Annotated in this window: 16 protein-coding genes; 9 read left to right on the forward strand and 7 right to left on the reverse strand. The window is 63.4% G+C overall.

What is annotated here, in order from left to right:
* Positions 1 to 67: 67 nt before the first annotated feature.
* Complete coding sequence (locus tag HPQ62_RS12630) at positions 68 to 919, forward strand: IclR family transcriptional regulator (protein ID WP_174802917.1); 852 nt, start codon at positions 68 to 70, stop codon at positions 917 to 919.
* 24 nt (positions 920 to 943) lie between these two features.
* Here HPQ62_RS12630 and HPQ62_RS12635 read toward each other — a convergent pair whose 3' ends face one another.
* Both HPQ62_RS12635 and HPQ62_RS12640 read right to left on the reverse strand, forming a co-directional pair.
* Positions 944 to 1159 carry a helix-turn-helix domain-containing protein gene (locus tag HPQ62_RS12635; protein WP_174802918.1) on the reverse strand — a complete coding sequence of 72 codons (216 nt, stop codon included), beginning with the start codon at positions 1157 to 1159 and terminating at the stop codon, positions 944 to 946.
* Between the two features lie 3 nt (positions 1160 to 1162).
* Positions 1163 to 1669: a DUF2975 domain-containing protein gene (locus HPQ62_RS12640; RefSeq protein WP_174802919.1), complete on the reverse strand. Its 507-nt coding sequence runs from the start codon at positions 1667 to 1669 to the stop codon at positions 1163 to 1165.
* A gap of 118 nt (positions 1670 to 1787) precedes the next feature.
* Between HPQ62_RS12640 and HPQ62_RS12645 the strand changes: the two genes are divergently transcribed.
* Entirely contained in the window at positions 1788 to 2354 is a 567-nt protein-coding gene (locus HPQ62_RS12645) for a hypothetical protein (protein WP_174802920.1), read from the forward strand.
* Positions 2355 to 2357: 3 nt separating this feature from the next.
* Here the strand turns inward: HPQ62_RS12645 and HPQ62_RS12650 are convergent, their stop codons facing one another.
* From HPQ62_RS12650 to HPQ62_RS12660, 3 genes are all read right to left on the reverse strand, one after another.
* On the reverse strand, positions 2358 to 3842 hold the full coding sequence (locus HPQ62_RS12650; protein WP_174802921.1) for a tripartite tricarboxylate transporter permease: 1485 nt from the start codon (positions 3840 to 3842) through the stop codon (positions 2358 to 2360).
* A gap of 30 nt (positions 3843 to 3872) precedes the next feature.
* On the reverse strand, positions 3873 to 4361 hold the full coding sequence (locus HPQ62_RS12655; protein WP_174802922.1) for a tripartite tricarboxylate transporter TctB family protein: 489 nt from the start codon (positions 4359 to 4361) through the stop codon (positions 3873 to 3875).
* An 89-nt stretch (positions 4362 to 4450) separates the two neighbouring features.
* Positions 4451 to 5419, reverse strand: a complete 969-nt coding sequence (locus HPQ62_RS12660) for a Bug family tripartite tricarboxylate transporter substrate binding protein (protein WP_174802923.1) — start codon at positions 5417 to 5419, stop codon at positions 4451 to 4453.
* 152 nt (positions 5420 to 5571) lie between these two features.
* Here HPQ62_RS12660 and HPQ62_RS12665 point away from each other — a divergent pair, with 152 nt between their 5' ends.
* Together HPQ62_RS12665 and HPQ62_RS12670 are read left to right on the forward strand one after the other, a co-directional pair.
* Positions 5572 to 6339, forward strand: coding sequence for an SDR family NAD(P)-dependent oxidoreductase (locus HPQ62_RS12665; RefSeq protein ID WP_174802924.1), 768 nt, complete (start codon positions 5572 to 5574; stop codon positions 6337 to 6339).
* Positions 6336 to 7241 (forward strand): NAD-dependent epimerase/dehydratase family protein, encoded by a 906-nt coding sequence (locus HPQ62_RS12670; RefSeq protein WP_174802925.1) that lies wholly within the window; start codon positions 6336 to 6338, stop codon positions 7239 to 7241. Before HPQ62_RS12665 ends, HPQ62_RS12670 begins: the two co-directional genes overlap by 4 nt.
* 22 nt (positions 7242 to 7263) lie before the next feature.
* On the opposite strand, the gene HPQ62_RS12675 is transcribed toward HPQ62_RS12670, so the two are convergent.
* Positions 7264 to 8133, reverse strand: a complete 870-nt coding sequence (locus HPQ62_RS12675) for a DMT family transporter (RefSeq protein ID WP_174802926.1) — start codon at positions 8131 to 8133, stop codon at positions 7264 to 7266.
* Positions 8134 to 8279: 146 nt separating this feature from the next.
* Positions 8280 to 8669 (reverse strand): DUF983 domain-containing protein, encoded by a 390-nt coding sequence (locus tag HPQ62_RS12680; protein ID WP_174802927.1) that lies wholly within the window; start codon positions 8667 to 8669, stop codon positions 8280 to 8282.
* Positions 8670 to 8971: 302 nt separating this feature from the next.
* Here HPQ62_RS12680 and HPQ62_RS12685 point away from each other — a divergent pair, with 302 nt between their 5' ends.
* The 5 genes from HPQ62_RS12685 (at position 8972) to HPQ62_RS12705 (ending at position 14257) form a co-directional block, all read left to right on the forward strand.
* Positions 8972 to 10348: an aminotransferase-like domain-containing protein gene (locus HPQ62_RS12685; protein WP_174802928.1), complete on the forward strand. Its 1377-nt coding sequence runs from the start codon at positions 8972 to 8974 to the stop codon at positions 10346 to 10348.
* 217 nt (positions 10349 to 10565) lie between these two features.
* Positions 10566 to 11063 carry a flavin reductase family protein gene (locus HPQ62_RS12690; RefSeq protein ID WP_174802929.1) on the forward strand — a complete coding sequence of 166 codons (498 nt, stop codon included), beginning with the start codon at positions 10566 to 10568 and terminating at the stop codon, positions 11061 to 11063.
* Between the two features lie 27 nt (positions 11064 to 11090).
* The gene (locus HPQ62_RS12695; protein ID WP_174802930.1) at positions 11091 to 11870 is read left to right on the forward strand and encodes an SDR family oxidoreductase; all 780 of its coding nucleotides are present in this window, start codon (positions 11091 to 11093) and stop codon (positions 11868 to 11870) included.
* A 32-nt stretch (positions 11871 to 11902) separates the two neighbouring features.
* A complete protein-coding gene (locus tag HPQ62_RS12700; RefSeq protein ID WP_174803030.1) occupies positions 11903 to 13132 on the forward strand; it encodes a styrene monooxygenase/indole monooxygenase family protein in 1230 nt (409 codons plus the stop codon).
* Between the two features lie 177 nt (positions 13133 to 13309).
* Entirely contained in the window at positions 13310 to 14257 is a 948-nt protein-coding gene (locus HPQ62_RS12705) for an AraC family transcriptional regulator (RefSeq protein WP_174802931.1), read from the forward strand.
* Positions 14258 to 14383: the final 126 nt, after the last annotated feature.

Genomic DNA, 14383 nt, shown 5'->3' on the forward strand with positions numbered 1-14383 from the left:
AATTTTGTCCTCGCAGCCGCCTTCAAATCCAATGACAAGCGGGGTCTGATTGGGCTAAAAAAGGAATATGAGTGAGCATGATGATATCAATGAGCAGCCGGTGCGCCGGCGCGGCCGTCCGCGACAGGATATCGGGGCGGCAGCCCTGAACGAGGAGCGGCCCTTCGTCAGTTCGCTGGCGCGGGGCCTTTCGATTCTCCGTGCCTTCCGGGCGGAGGACAAGGTGCTCGGCACCCAGGCGCTTGCCGAGCGGACGGGCCTGCACAAGACCACCGTTTCACGCCTGCTCGGCACGCTGACAAAGCTCGGCTATCTGCGCTACATGCCGGAATACGGCAAGTATGCCGTTTCCAATCAGGTTCTGACCCTCGGCTATGCCGCGATCGGCCGGTTCGGGTTCGGAGAGCTTGTGCGCTCGCATATGGACCAGATTGCCGCGGAAGGCGATTGCGCCGTGGCGCTGTCGGTGCGCGACGGGCCGGACATGATGTTTGTCGAACTGGTGCGCCGGCCGACGGCGGTTGCGCTCAACCTCAATGTCGGCTCGCGCATTCCGCTTGCCGAAAGCGCCCCCGGACGGGCCTATCTGTTCGCCATGGGCGAAGACGAACGGGCGGATGCCTTCGCGCTGCTTGCCGATCTCCACGGCAAGGCCTGGGAGGCGGACAAGCGGCCCGCGCTGGAAGAGGCGCTGTCGCGGATGTCCGGCAATGGCTATTCGGATTCCTTCGGCGAGTGGAAGGCGGGGCACAATGCGGTCGGCGTGGTGCTGCGCGCGCCGATGACCGGCGACATCTACACGCTGAGCGTCGGCGGCAATGCCCGCAACCTGCCGCCGGAAAAGCTGAAATCGGTGCATCTGCCGATGCTGATGAAGGCCGCACAGGAAATCTCTGCCCTTTCCGTCAGCAATTTCTAGCGTGACGTCCCGCGCCTGACAGGATCAGCCGGTTTCTTCCGGCTGATACTCCAGAAGGTCGCCCGGCTGGCAGTCGAGCGCTTCGCAGATCTTCTCCAGCGTCTCGAACCGGACGCCCTTGACCTTGCCCGATCTGAGCAGGGAGATGTTCTGTTCGGTGATACCCACATGTTCGGCGAGCGTCTTGGCGCGCATCTTGCGGCACGCGAGCATGACATCGAGATTGACAATGATGGCCATGGTTCAGACGAACCGCTCATAGTCTTCGTTGATCGTGGTGGCGAGCACCATCACATGCCCCATCACGAACAGGAAGCCCGCAAGCAGGAACAGCATCAGCTGGTTGCTGCCGATCGCGATCGATATCGCACGGGCGCCGGGCGGATTGGCAAGCGTTGCAAGAAGCGTCGCGACAGGTGGAAGCGCGAGGCCCGCAATCGCGCCGGTGAGCGCGATCATGCCGGCCCGGCGCAGAAGCAGGGCGACGTCGGTTGAAAACGGATCGGCCCGCTCGAGCCGGTCGAAAAGCTGCCAGCCGGTCTGCAGCCCATACAGCACCAGGCCCGCGATGAGCGCTGCGATTGTAGCAAGCGCAAGGGCTGTCGCCGGCGTCAGGGTCACGGCTCTGGAAAGGTCAAGCGCTTCATGAAGCCAGATGGCCGCCAGCTCCGGATCAATCAGCGCTGTGAAAGCGGCATAGCCGACGCCTGCGACGACGCCGGCCTGTATCAGCCGCGTCAGTAACTTCATGCGCTTACACAGCCGGACGAGGGCGGGAGAATTTTTCGATGTCATTGCGAGGCCTCTTGCTTGACGATATAAAATTAATGTAAAACAATAATAAATAAACGTCAATCATGAGGTTCTCATGTATCGCTTTTGCAAGGCAGCCTGTTTCCTCGCTCTTCTTCTGCCGGTCGCCTGTTCCACGTTGGGAGACCCTTCCGAAGCCGTCAGGGCGCAATCGCCCCTCAGTGCCGACCCGCATGCGCTGCTCGTGGCGCTCACGAAACCCGCAGCCCTAGCCGTCGGTGATGGCGATCTCGCCCTTGCCCTCAGCTGGGCCGTACCCGGACGGAGCCTGATGCAAGAACAGGCCGGGCTCGAAGTCGCGCGCCGCATCGATGTCGCGCCCGGGCGGGACACGGTCGCGCTCGTGCTTGCGCCTGACGATGCGGACAGCATGTCCGCGCTGCTTGCAGAGATCCGGGATGACAGGCAGGCGGGCGTTGAGGGCAAGGGCGCGTTTTCGGTTTCATTCACGGCGCGCTGCGTTGAGGGCGGCGCGGACCTTTCCGATATGGCAGTGGATGTCACCCTGATGCTCAGGCCGGACGAACCGCCGATCGCGCTGATGAAGGGCGCCCCGTTCGGCGCGCTTCTCGCAGCCCGCGGCATTGACCGCCTGCCGGATTGCGCCGCCCTGAAGGGCTGAGGCTCAGCGCCTCATGCGGGCGCGCGCGGTGCGGATCAGCGGCCAGAAGAGTGTCAGCAGGGTGATCGCAAACAGCACCGCCGCGATCGGACGTTCGAAAAAGGCCCAGATATTGCCCTGGGTGAGGATCAGTCCCTGTCGCAGCGACATTTCGATCGTTGGCTGCAGCACCATGCCGATGACGATTGGAGCGACCGGGAAGCGGAAATGGCGCAGCACGACGCCGACCACGCCGGCGATGAACGCCACCCAGACATCGAACGGATTGCCGTTGACGCCGTAAGCGCCGACCGTGGCGATGATCAGGATCAGCCCGATCAGGATCGGCTCGGGAATGCGCAGCACGCGGGTAAACAGCGAAGCGCCGAGCGCGCCGATCGCAAACATCACCAGGTTGACGATGATCAGGCAGAAGAAGATCGCATAGATCAGGTCGAGATGGTTGGCGAAAAGCTGTGGTCCCGGCGCGATCCCCTGGATCACCAGCGCGCCGAGCATCACGGCGGTCACCGGATCGCCGGGAATGCCGAGCGAGAGCGTCGGCACCAGCGCCGAGCCTGTCACGGCATTGTTGGCGCTTTCGCAGGCCACCAGCCCGTCGGGCTCCCCATGACCGAAATTGTCGCGCCGCTTGGAGGCGCGGCGGGCTTCCGAATAGGCGATGAAGGCCGCGGTTGCAGCGCCCGTGCCGGGCAGCGCACCGACGAAGGAGCCGATCAGCGATCCCCTCAGCAGCATGCCGATGCGGCTTTTCCAGGCGGAGAACGGCGGCATCCGGAAACCCACGCGCATCTGTTCGGGCGGCGGACCGTCGCGGTCGAGCGTCAGCACCCGCAGGAACATCTCCGAAAATGCGAACAGGCCGACGATCACCGGGATCAGGCCGATGCCGGCGGAAAGCTGGAAATTGTCGAAGGTGAAGCGCAGATCGCCGGTGACCGGGTCATTGCCGACGGTGGCGAGCAGCACGCCGAAGGCGCCGGCGGTCAGGCCTTTCAGCAGGTTGCCGGAAGAAACGCCGGCGATGCAGGTCATCGCAAACAGGCCAAGCGCGAAATACTCGATCGGCGTGAATTGCAGGGAGAGGGCGGCAAGGGAAGGCCCGGCCAGCATGAACACCATCACCGAAAACAGGCCGCCGATGGTGGAGGCGGTGGTAACCCAGCCGATGGCGAGATCGGCTTCTCCGCGCTGGGCCATCGGAAAGCCCTCGATCGCGGTTGCCGCCGATTGCGGGGTTCCGGGCGTGTTCAGCACGATCGCCGTGATGGAGCCGCCATAGACCGAGCCGCAATAGACGCCGAGCATCAGCGCGATCGCCGGTATCTGCGGCATGGAGAAGGTGAAGGGCAGGACCATGGTGAGCCCGATCACCGAGCCGAGACCCGGCAGGACGCCGACGATGACGCCGACCAGCGTGCCCGCGAAGATGGCAAGCAGTGTCAGCGGCGTTGCGATCTGGCTTGCTGCTGTGAGGATAAGATCCATGAATGCGTCCCGCTCAACGATGTTTCAGCGTCACCACGGCCAGGAAAAGCCCGGCAGCAGGATCAGGAAAACCCGCTCGAACAGGAACCAGACGGCCAGCGAATAGCCGACCGCAACGGCGCCAAGCAGGAGGAAATCGCGCCGGCCCAGAATGAATGGGACGGCAAGGGCAAAGATCATGCTCGACCATAGGAAGCCGATCACCGGCATCAAGGCGCAATAGACCGCCGTTGCCGCCATCAGGGCCAGCATGCGAAGCGAAGGCCTCAGCGCCGGCAGCTCCGAGCCGCCATGCCGGGCGCCGGGCAGAAGCGCGATCAGGAGCGCCAGCAGAACCGCCATGATGCCAAGGACGAAGCGCGGAAAGAAGAACGGCCCGCGTCCCTGGCTTGCCTTTGCAAAAGCGCTGATTTCTTCGAAGGTCTGGATGAAAAAGACCAGCACGACGAGGACGAGCGCGCCGATCACGGCCGCCTCGCTCAGCCGCGCGGCCCGCGAAACCTGTCTCTCCTCGGTCATGCTTCCTCCAGGCTATCTTCGACCGCTTCCACAGTTGCCCTGGTCGGCCAAGGCGCCGGCGGCCGTCATGAACGGCCGCCGCAGTGCCATCAGTTCGCCAGAAGCCCTGCCTTTTCAAGCAGTTTGCGGTTGATGTCGTATGTCTCGCGAACGAAGGCTTCGAACTCGGCCGCACCCATGTATGCGGTTGGCTGGTTGAGAGACTTCATCCGGTCCTGATAGACGTCGGATTCGTTGGCGGCCTTGCAGGCGGCTTCGAGCTTTTCGACGGTTGCGGCATCCGTGCCCGCAGGGGCGACAAGGCCACCCCAGATCGGGAAGTCGAGATCATAGCCCTGTTCGGCGGCGGTTGCGAGATCCGGTTCCGATTCCAGCTTTTCATCGAGCAGCGCCAGAGACTTGATCTGCTCCTTGTTGCTGTTGAGGAAGGAAATCTGCGGAATGAACAGGTCTGCCGTGCCATCGAGCAGCGCCTTGAGCGCCGGGCCGTCGCCATCGACGGGCAGATATTTCATCTCGATCCCTGCCGCATCGGCAAGCGCGAGGCCTGCGATATGCGGAATGGAGCCGATCGCCTGCACAGCAAAGGTCAGCTCGCCCGGATGGGCCTTGGCATAGGTCACCAGCTCTTCGAGATTGTTGAATTCGGAATCGGCCTTCACGACGATCGCGGTCGAGGACGAATAGGCAAGGCAGATATAGGCAAAGCTGTCGATATCGTAGGGAAGCTTGCGCAGGTGCGGCTGGGTCGTCAATGGTCCGACGGGCGCCATGCCGATGGTTGTGCCATTGGGCCGCGCGCGTGCCACTTCACCGACGCCGATGGTGCCGCCGGCCCCGGCCGTGTTCTTGACCGCGACATCGGCGCCGAGCGAAGCCGACATGCCGCTCTGCATCGCGCGCGTCGTGATATCGGTCGATCCGCCGGCCGCAAACGGCACGACGATGGTGACCGGCCGGTTGGACTGCGCCGCGGCGCTTCCTGCCAGGGCCATGCCGGCCGCAGCGACCGCCAAGGCGGATATGAGGCGGCCTTTGGCCCACCGTGTTGAATGCATCATCAATCTCCTCCCAAATCTTGATGTTTTCCCGCCGGAGCGGCTTCGCAAAACAGGTTGGCATCCCCATCAAAGTTTTGCATAGTGGTATTATGTGCCATTTTTAATTAGCGTCAATCCCTCAATCAGAGGTTAGTCTTTCGGGAGGAATTATGGAACGTTTCAGGGGCAGGAGGGCATTGGTTACCGGTGCTGCCGATGGGCTGGGCGCGGCGATTGCAGCGCGGCTGGCAGCCGAAGGTGCCACTATCGCGATCATCGACCGCAGCGAGGAGGCGATCGAGAAGGCGCGGCAGAGCCCCGAACTCTCGGGTCACACCTTCATTGCCGGCGACCTGACTGATGGTGCTGACATCGCCCGCATGATGGAAGCGCTTGCCGGCCAGAACCTCACCTTCGACATTCTCATCAACAATGCCGGGGGATCGCTGCACACGCCGAAGGCCTTTCTTGAGGAAAACGACGAGGACTGGGACCGCGTCATGGCCCTGAATGTCACGGCGGCGGTGCGCGTCAGCCGCCATGTTCTGCCGGGCATGATCGAGCGCGGCTATGGCCGCGTGGTCAATCTGGGCTCGAAGGCCGGGCGCTATGGCAGCCTTTTTACCGGCGCCAATTATGTGGCCGCCAAGGGCGCGATCCAGTCCATGACGCTGCAGATGGCGCAGGAATTCGGCCCGCTCGGGATCACCTGCAATGCGGTCTGCCCGGGCGCGATCCTGACGCCGCGCGTCGAGCGGCTCCTTTCCGAAAGGATGACACCCGAGGAACGGCAAAAGGCGTTGGAGAGCATTCCGGTGCGCCGCAACGGCCGGGTGGAAGATGTGGCGGCGGCTGTCGCCTTCCTTGCCTCCGAGGAAGCGGGCTTCGTCACGGGCCAGCTTCTGGACGTCAATGGCGGGCAGGGAATGGCGTCATGAGCGCGATCCTGAAACCGCGCGCGCCGCTCAAGGTGCTGGTCACCGGCGGCTCTGGTTTTCTCGGCCGCGCCCTGACATCCGCCCTTGTCTGGCGCGGCGACCATGTTGTCGTGCTGGATCTCGGCCTGCCGGACGCTTCAGGCCGCGTGGACGGCGCGCATTACGTGGAAGGGGATATCCGCGACGGCGAAAGGCTTGAAACCGTCGTCGGGGAGCATCGCATCGATGCCATCCTTCATCTTGCAGCGCTTGTCATTCCAGCCTGCCGCGCAAACCCCGTGCTGGGCGCTGAGGTCAATGTCATCGGTCACATCAACATTCTCGAGGCGGCCTTGAAGGCCGGGATATCGCGGGTGGTCTATGCCAGTTCCCTCGCCGCACGTCCGCGCGCGCCGCTCAATTCGCCCGCCAATCTCTATGGGGTCTACAAGCATTGCTGCGAGGACATAGCCAAGGTCTACTACCTTGATCATGGCCTTGCGACGATCGGACTGAGGCCGAATGTAGTCTATGGTCCCGGAAGGATCAGCGGCGAGACGGCTGCGATCACCATGGCCATGAAGGCCGCAGCACATGGCGAACCCTTCGAGATCCCGTTTTCGGGCCGGATGTGTTTCCAGCATATCGATGAGGTGGTGGAGATCTTCACGCGGGCGCTCGATGCCAGTCCCTCAGGGCCGATCGCGAGCGATCTGACGACAGAGATCGCCTCCACGAGCGATGTGGTCCAGGCGATCAGGGCGTGCGTTCCGGAAGCGCGCGTGTCCGTGGCCGACAGCGCGCGCGCGGTTCCGGACCAGATGGACAATGCCGCGCTCAGCGCGCTCCTCGGCCAATGGCCAGCCGTCTCGCTGCTGGAGGGCACGCGCCGGACCATAGCCGCCTTCAGGCAAGAGGCCTGACCTGCCGCCTCGCCATCCGGCTTCATGTTAGCGGCGGCTGCCTGCGCTCGCGCAGCACGACAATGCCGCTTGCGACGATGATCGCGCTGCCGAGAAGCGAGAGCGCATCGGGGCGTTCGCCGAGCACGAGCACGCCGAGAACGAGCGCAAAAAGCAGGCGGGAATAGCGGAACGGCGAAACGCTTGCGATCCGTCCGGTCCGCATCGCAAGCGTCAGTCCGCAATAGCCCAGCATTCCAAACAGCAGCGCGGCGGCAAGAAAGCCCCATGTGACGGGATCTTGCGGCGCGCTGGCGCCACCGGAAAAGACGAGCAGGACGGCGCCCGCAAGCGCAAGCATGCTGAAGCCCAGCACGCCGATCTGCGCCGTGGTCATCGAAACCGGCGCTGCGCGCGTGGCGAGATCGCGGCCGGCAAAGCCGATCGTGCCAAGGACAGCGAAGATCGCGCTTGCGCGAAAGCCCTCAAGTCCGGGACGCAGGATCAGCAAGACCCCGATGAAGCCGGCGAGGATCGACAGCCATTTGCGGGTGGTCACGGTCTCCGAGAAAAACAGGATCGCGCCGAACGCCACGATTGCGGGGGCAGCCTGCAGGATCGCGGAGGCATTGGAAAGCGGCGTCAGGGCAAGCGCAAGGGCGTAAAACAGTCTGCCGCCGATTTCGAACACCGAGCGCAGCAGCATCAGTTTCGAGAAGATCGCCGGGTGCAGTGCCGGCTGGCCCCTGAGCCTTGCAAAAAGCGCGAAGACAAGCGCTCCGGCCAGTCCGTATAGAACAACGGCCTCGCCAACCGGGATGTCGGTCGCAGCCTGCTTGACCGCCAGATCCTCGAGCGCAAATGCCCCCATGCCGAATGTCATGTAGATGGCGCCCCGTGCTTCGGCGGACATGTGATCCGGGAACGCTAAGCGTCGGGCTCTGTGGGTTGCCATCAATCATCCCTGTGTGTCGGCGGAAAGCGCGCCTGCTGCAGCCCTTATCGGCGAGACCTGCGAGAATGTACACCATCAGTTATGCAAGACCGCGCGGCAGGCTCTCACTCCCCGCGCTTCACCAGCTTTCCCTCTTCGGCCTTGTGGTGAAACTGGCTTGCGACCAGCCACCCTTTCAGCGGCCGCAACAGTGGCACGCAGGACAGGAAGACCACCGGCGTGGAGACCACCAGGTGGAACCAGAATGGCGGCTGGAAGGTGATCTCCGCCCAGACGGCGAAGAATACGGAGGGAACGCAGCCGAAGCAGATCACGAAGAATGCAGGACCATCGGCCGGATCGGCGAAATCATATTCGAGCCCGCAAACGTCGCAACGCGGCGCGAGCTTGAGGAAACTCGAGAAGAGCTTGCCCTTGCCGCAGCGCGGGCACTTGCCGCGGATGCCGACGCGCCAGGGTTCAAGCCGGGGCCATTCTTCGTCACTGCTGGTCATTCCTGATCTTCTTTCGCGCTGGGCCTTTCTCCGTCCGGCAGCGGACGTTTCATCACGCGTCAAGTCCGGGGGCGAAGGTAGCCATACAATTTCCGTTTATTTAGTGCATATAGCCATACATTGCAATGATGTCTGGGTCGTGCGCTGCTTTAAAAAAACAGCATGAAACTGAGGGTGGAAATCAGATTCCGCCTTGAGTTTGCGATGCATCCGGTGAATACACGGGGATAGATACCCTGTTCGCTTTACAGATTTATCCGTACGCCATAGATATTGTATGTTTCAAAGTGAAGGCTGAACACATGTGGACACCGAGGCTGAGCGACGGCGCGAAGATGAAATATCTCGGCATTGTCGATGCGCTCGAAGCGGATATCCAGTCGGGCCGGGTGTCGCGCGGCGACCGGCTTCCCGCGCAGCGCGCCATTGCCGAGGCGCTGGACGTTGATCTCACCACCGTGACCCGGGCCTTCAACGAGGCCCGCCGGCGGGGCCTCGTCTCGGCGCAGGCCGGGCGGGGCACCTTCATTGCCGATGCCCCGCGGTCAGGGGTCGCCGGTCCCCAGAACCTGCTGATAGACCTCAGCATGAACATTCCGCCGCAGCCGCAGGATGCGGATCTGCAGCGGCTCATTCCCGATACGCTGAGAGACATTCTGGCAAGCCCGACCGGCATGCTGCACCTTCACTACCAGGAAAGCACGGGCGCCGAGCCGGACAGGGTCGCTGCCGTGCGCTGGCTCGGGGGCCGGATCGAGGGGCTGTCGCCCGAACGTCTCGTCGTCAGCGCCGGCGCCCAGTCCGCCCTATTTGCGATATCGGATCTGCTGCTTCGAAGGGGCGACGTCGTTGCCGCAGGGGCCATGACCTATCCGGGCCTGAAGGCGGTGGCGATCCAGAAGGGGCTTGCGATCGCGCCCCTCGCCATGGATGCCGACGGGATCTTGCCGGACGCCTTCGAAAAGGCCTGCCGCGACCGCAGCGTCAAGATGCTCTATGTGATCCCCAGCATCGACAATCCGACCACGGCGACGCTGCCGGAGGCGCGCCGGAGGGCGCTTGCCGATATCGCCCGGCGGCATGATGTCGTCATTGTCGAGGACGACCCCTACGCCGTGCTGCTGCCCGAGCCGGCCGTGACGCTTGCTGCGCTTGCGCCCGACATCACCTGGCACATCGCCACGCTTTCGAAATGCGTGACGCCGGCGCTTCGGGTTGCTTATGTTGCAGCCCCTTCCGCCCATGCGGCGCGCGCGCTTGCAAGCGTCCTGCGCGCAACCATGCTGATGGCGCCGCCGCTGATGTCGGCGCTCGCCAGCCGGTTTATCGCAACCGGCAGGCTTGATGCGATCGCGGCATCGATCCGGGGTGAGAACAGGGCACGCCAGGCGATTGCCGCGAAGATCCTCGGCCCGATGGACTATGCCGCAGATCCGAACGGGCACCACCTCTGGCTCAGCCTGCCTGCCCACTGGCGCGCCGCAGATCTCGCCGAACATGCCGACAGGGCGGGCGTATCGATCGTGCCTGCGCTTGCCTTCGCAACGCTTGCCCATCCCGCCGAGGCGGTGCGGATATCGCTCGGCGTCGCACCCGATCGCGAGGTGCTGGAGGAGGGGCTCTGCCTGCTCGCCGGCCTTATTGCACAACCCCTTCCGGGCACCCGCGCGGTCGTCTGAGCGCTCTTTCATTGCAAGCCCGGCTGTGCGGCCGATCGCGGCCATGCGCGTCGGCCCGTCCTTCCCGCACCTCCTTCGAAATCCCGCGAATACCAGGATCACCTGCCGAAAACGGACAATGCGCTGCGCAATCCGGATTGCGGATCGTCAAGTTCGGCTCATGATTGGTTTAAACATAAAGGAATGGGAAACCCATTCGCAATCGTGGGAACAAGATATGGAAAGCGCTCCTTTCCGCGACGGCATGCGACGACTTGCCGGCGGTGTCACCATCATCACATCCATCGATGCCGAGGGCCGGCGCTGCGGCATCACGGCCACTGCGGTCTGTTCGCTGTCAGCCGATCCGCCGGCGCTGATTGCCTGCGTCAACCGCGAGACATCGATCGCCGCCGTCGTCGAGCAGCGCGGGGTCTTTGCCGTCAATGTGCTCGCCACGGCCCAGCAGGCGGTTGCGGAAACCTTTGCCGGCCGCACCGGCCATGCCCGCGAGGAGCGGTTTTCGGTCGGCGACTGGATTGAGGCTGCAACGGGCGCGCCGGTTCTCGCGGGCGCTGCCGTCAGCTTCGATTGCCGCCTTGCCGAGCTGCACTGTTTTGCCACGCACATGATCCTGATCGGCAGCGTTGTCGAAACCCGCTGCGCCACGGCCGGCACGCCGCCGCTGATCTATGGCGACGGCGCGTTTCTGACGACCTGTCCGGCCGCGGCCTGAACTCATCTATAAAAAGGGGAATTCCTGATGAAGGGACTTGAAGGAAAGACGGCGATCATCTCCGGCGGCGCAACGCTGATCGGGCAGGGTGTTGCCGAGGTGCTGAAGGGTTACGGCGTCAGCGTCGTGATCGCAGACATCAATGCGGAGGCGGGCGAGAAGGCAGCCTCTGCCGCCGGTGCGCGGTTCATTGCCACCGACATCACCAGCGACGAACAGATCGCACATCTCGTTGAAGAGACCGTCAAGGCCACCGGACGGCTCGATTTCCTCGTCAACGTTGCCTGCACCTATCTCGATGAAGGCGCCGAGACGACCCGCACGGACTGGCTCAAGGCGCTCGATGTCAACATTGTCGGCTCCGTCATGCTGATGCAGGCCGCCCGCAAGCACCTTGCCGAAAACAAGGGCGCGATCGTCAATTTCGGCTCGATCTCGGCGCGCGTCGCCCAGACCGGGCGCTGGGTCTATCCGGTGTCCAAGGCCGCGATCCTCCAGCTGACCCGCAACCAGGCGATGGATCTTGCGCCGGAAGGCATCCGCGTCAACGCCGTGTCTCCCGGCTGGACCTGGTCCAACATCATGGCGGAACTCACCCATGACACCCGCGCCAAGGCCGACAGCGTCGCCAAGCCGTTCCACCTCCTGGGTCGCACCGGCAGCCCGGACGAGGTCGGCGAGGCCGTGGCCTTCCTGCTCTCCGACAGCGCCCGCTTCATCACCGGCACGGATATCCGCGTCGATGGTGGCTACACGGCCATGGGCCCGGAACAGGCCGCACCCGCCATCCCGCTGCTGATGGACTGAGAAACGACACCAACGAAAAGGGGAATGACATGATGAGACATTTCACAATCATCGGCGGCGGCCAGTCCGGCCTGCAGCTTGGCATCGGCCTCCTGAAGGCAGGTCACAAGGTGCGCATCGTCCAGAACCGCACCGGCGAGGAGATCGAAAAGGGCAAGGTGCTTTCCAGCCAGTGCATGTTCGATCAGGCGCTCCAGAACGAGCGCGATCTCGGCATCAACTTCTGGGAAAGCGAATGTCCGACGGTCGATTCGATCAACTTCACGGTCCCCTCGCCCGAGGTTGCCGGTGACAAGGCGATCGACTGGAACGGCAAGCTCGACAAGCCCGCCCAGAGCGTCGATCAGCGCGTCAAGGTTCCGCGCTGGATGAAGGAGTTTGCAAAGCTCGGCGGCGAGATGGTCATCCACGATGCCAGCATCGAGGATCTGGAAGCCTATCAGCAGGAAAGCGACCTCGTCATCGTTGCCGCCGGCAAGGGCGAGATCGCCCGCATGTTCGAGCGCGATGCAGAGCGCTCTCCCTTCGACCGACCCCAGCGCGCGCTGGCGCTCACCTATGTCACCGGCATGGAAGCGCGCCCCGATCACTCGGCCGTCAGCTTCAATCTCATCCCGACGGTCGGCGAATATTTCACCTTCCCGGCCCTGTCTGTCACGGGCCCCTGCGATATCATGGTGTTCGAAGGCATTCCCGGCGGTCCGATGGATTGCTGGAAGGATGTGAAGGGCCCGGAAGAGCATCTGGCGAAGTCGAAATGGATCCTCGACACCTTCCTGCCCTGGGAAGCGGAACGCTGCAAGGATGTCGCGCTGACCGACGACAACGGCATTCTTGCCGGCGCGTTCCCGCCCACGGTGCGCAAGCCCGTCGGCCGGCTGCCCTCCGGCGCGATCGTGCTCGGCATGGCGGATGCCGTCTGCCTCAACGACCCGATCACCGGCCAGGGATCGAACAATGCGTCCAAGGCCGCGAAATGCTACCTCGATGCCATTCTCGCCCATGGCGACAAGGAATTCGATGAAGCCTTCATGGTCTCAACCTTCGAGGCCTACTGGGCCTATGCACAGTTCGTCGTCGGCTGGACCAATGCGCTGCTTTCGCCGCCGCCGCCGCATGTGCTGAACATCATGAGGTCCGCCCAGGCCTATCCGGAGCTTGCCAAGCGCATCGCCAACGGGTTCAACGATCCGCGCGATTTCTTCCCCTGGTTTGCCGTGCCGGAAGAGGCCGATGCCTATCTGGCGAAGCTCGCCGCCTGATGAGCGAGCCGAGGGGCGGGCAAAGGCGCGCCCCTCGGCCATTCGGACCGCCCTTCAGGTCCGGCGGCCGCGCTTTTTAAAGGCGTTTGCCACGATTGCCCGAAACCGGGCTTGATGGCAGAAATTCTTAGCATATCCTTGGGAGAGGGCAGGGATGGGCCCTTGCGGGAGACAAACATGGCGGGTCCTGAACATCATGTCAGCTACAGGTCGAGCGATCCGCTCGATGCCGAGCACTACATGTCCCGCTCGTTTTGCGAACACCGTCTCGAAGTCTATACCGGCCGCAAGGTCAGCTTTCTCCACAATGCGCTGAAAACGGCAAACGGCGCCTTCAACCGTCTCGAATATGGTGCGGAGGTGGAAGTCAGCGCGCCGGGCTTCGAGCAATTCTACATGCTCGAAATGCCGCTTTCAGGCGGCGTCCGCCTCGATTTCGGCACATCGGAAATCATATCGACGCCGGGGCAGGCGCTGCTGCTGTCGCCGGGGCCGCGGTTCCGCTCGCGCTGGCATGCCGAAACCCGCCAGTGGATGCTGCAGATAGACCGGGTGCGGCTCGAACAGCGCATCGCACGGCTGACCCATGGCGCAAGCCGGCAGACGCCGATCTTCGATCCGGTGATCGACCTCAAGACCGCTCACGGCAAGCAGTTCGTCGAGGCGTTTCAGCTTCTGGCCTCGAATGTCGCCGAAGGCGACGAACCGCTGCGGGAAGGCGTCACCGACCGGATCATCGATCTGATTCTTGCCAATATTCCCTTCATGAATGGCGGGACCGTGGTGCCAGACCGGCTGGCCGCCTCGCCCCGGCATGTCAAGCGGGTGATGGACGCATTCCATGCCCGCTTTGCCGAACGGCTGTCGATGACGGAGATCGCATCCGAAACGGGCGTTTCCGAGCGCGCGCTCTACGAGGGCTTTCAGCGCCACTATCAGAGGACGCCGTTTGAAATGCTGACGCGGGTGCGGATGGACGAAGCGCGCCGGCTGATCGTCGATGAAGGCGTTACAGCCGGGGAGGCCGCGCGCCGCGTCGGCATCAGGCATCTCGGCCGTTTTTCCGCGAGCTACCGCGAGATCTTCGGTGTTCTGCCGTCGGAAGACCGCAACAGCCGGCACTGAGGCGCGCTGCCTATCCACATCCTGCATAAATCCGTCATCGACCGGCCTCGAAGCGCTCTCCCGGGATGACAATCCCATGACATTGCAGCATGTTTGCCTCTCCCGCAGGCCCGGCAGGCCTTGCGG

Source organism: Martelella limonii (assembly GCF_013344475.1).
GTDB classification, from domain to species: domain Bacteria; phylum Pseudomonadota; class Alphaproteobacteria; order Rhizobiales; family Rhizobiaceae; genus Martelella; species Martelella limonii.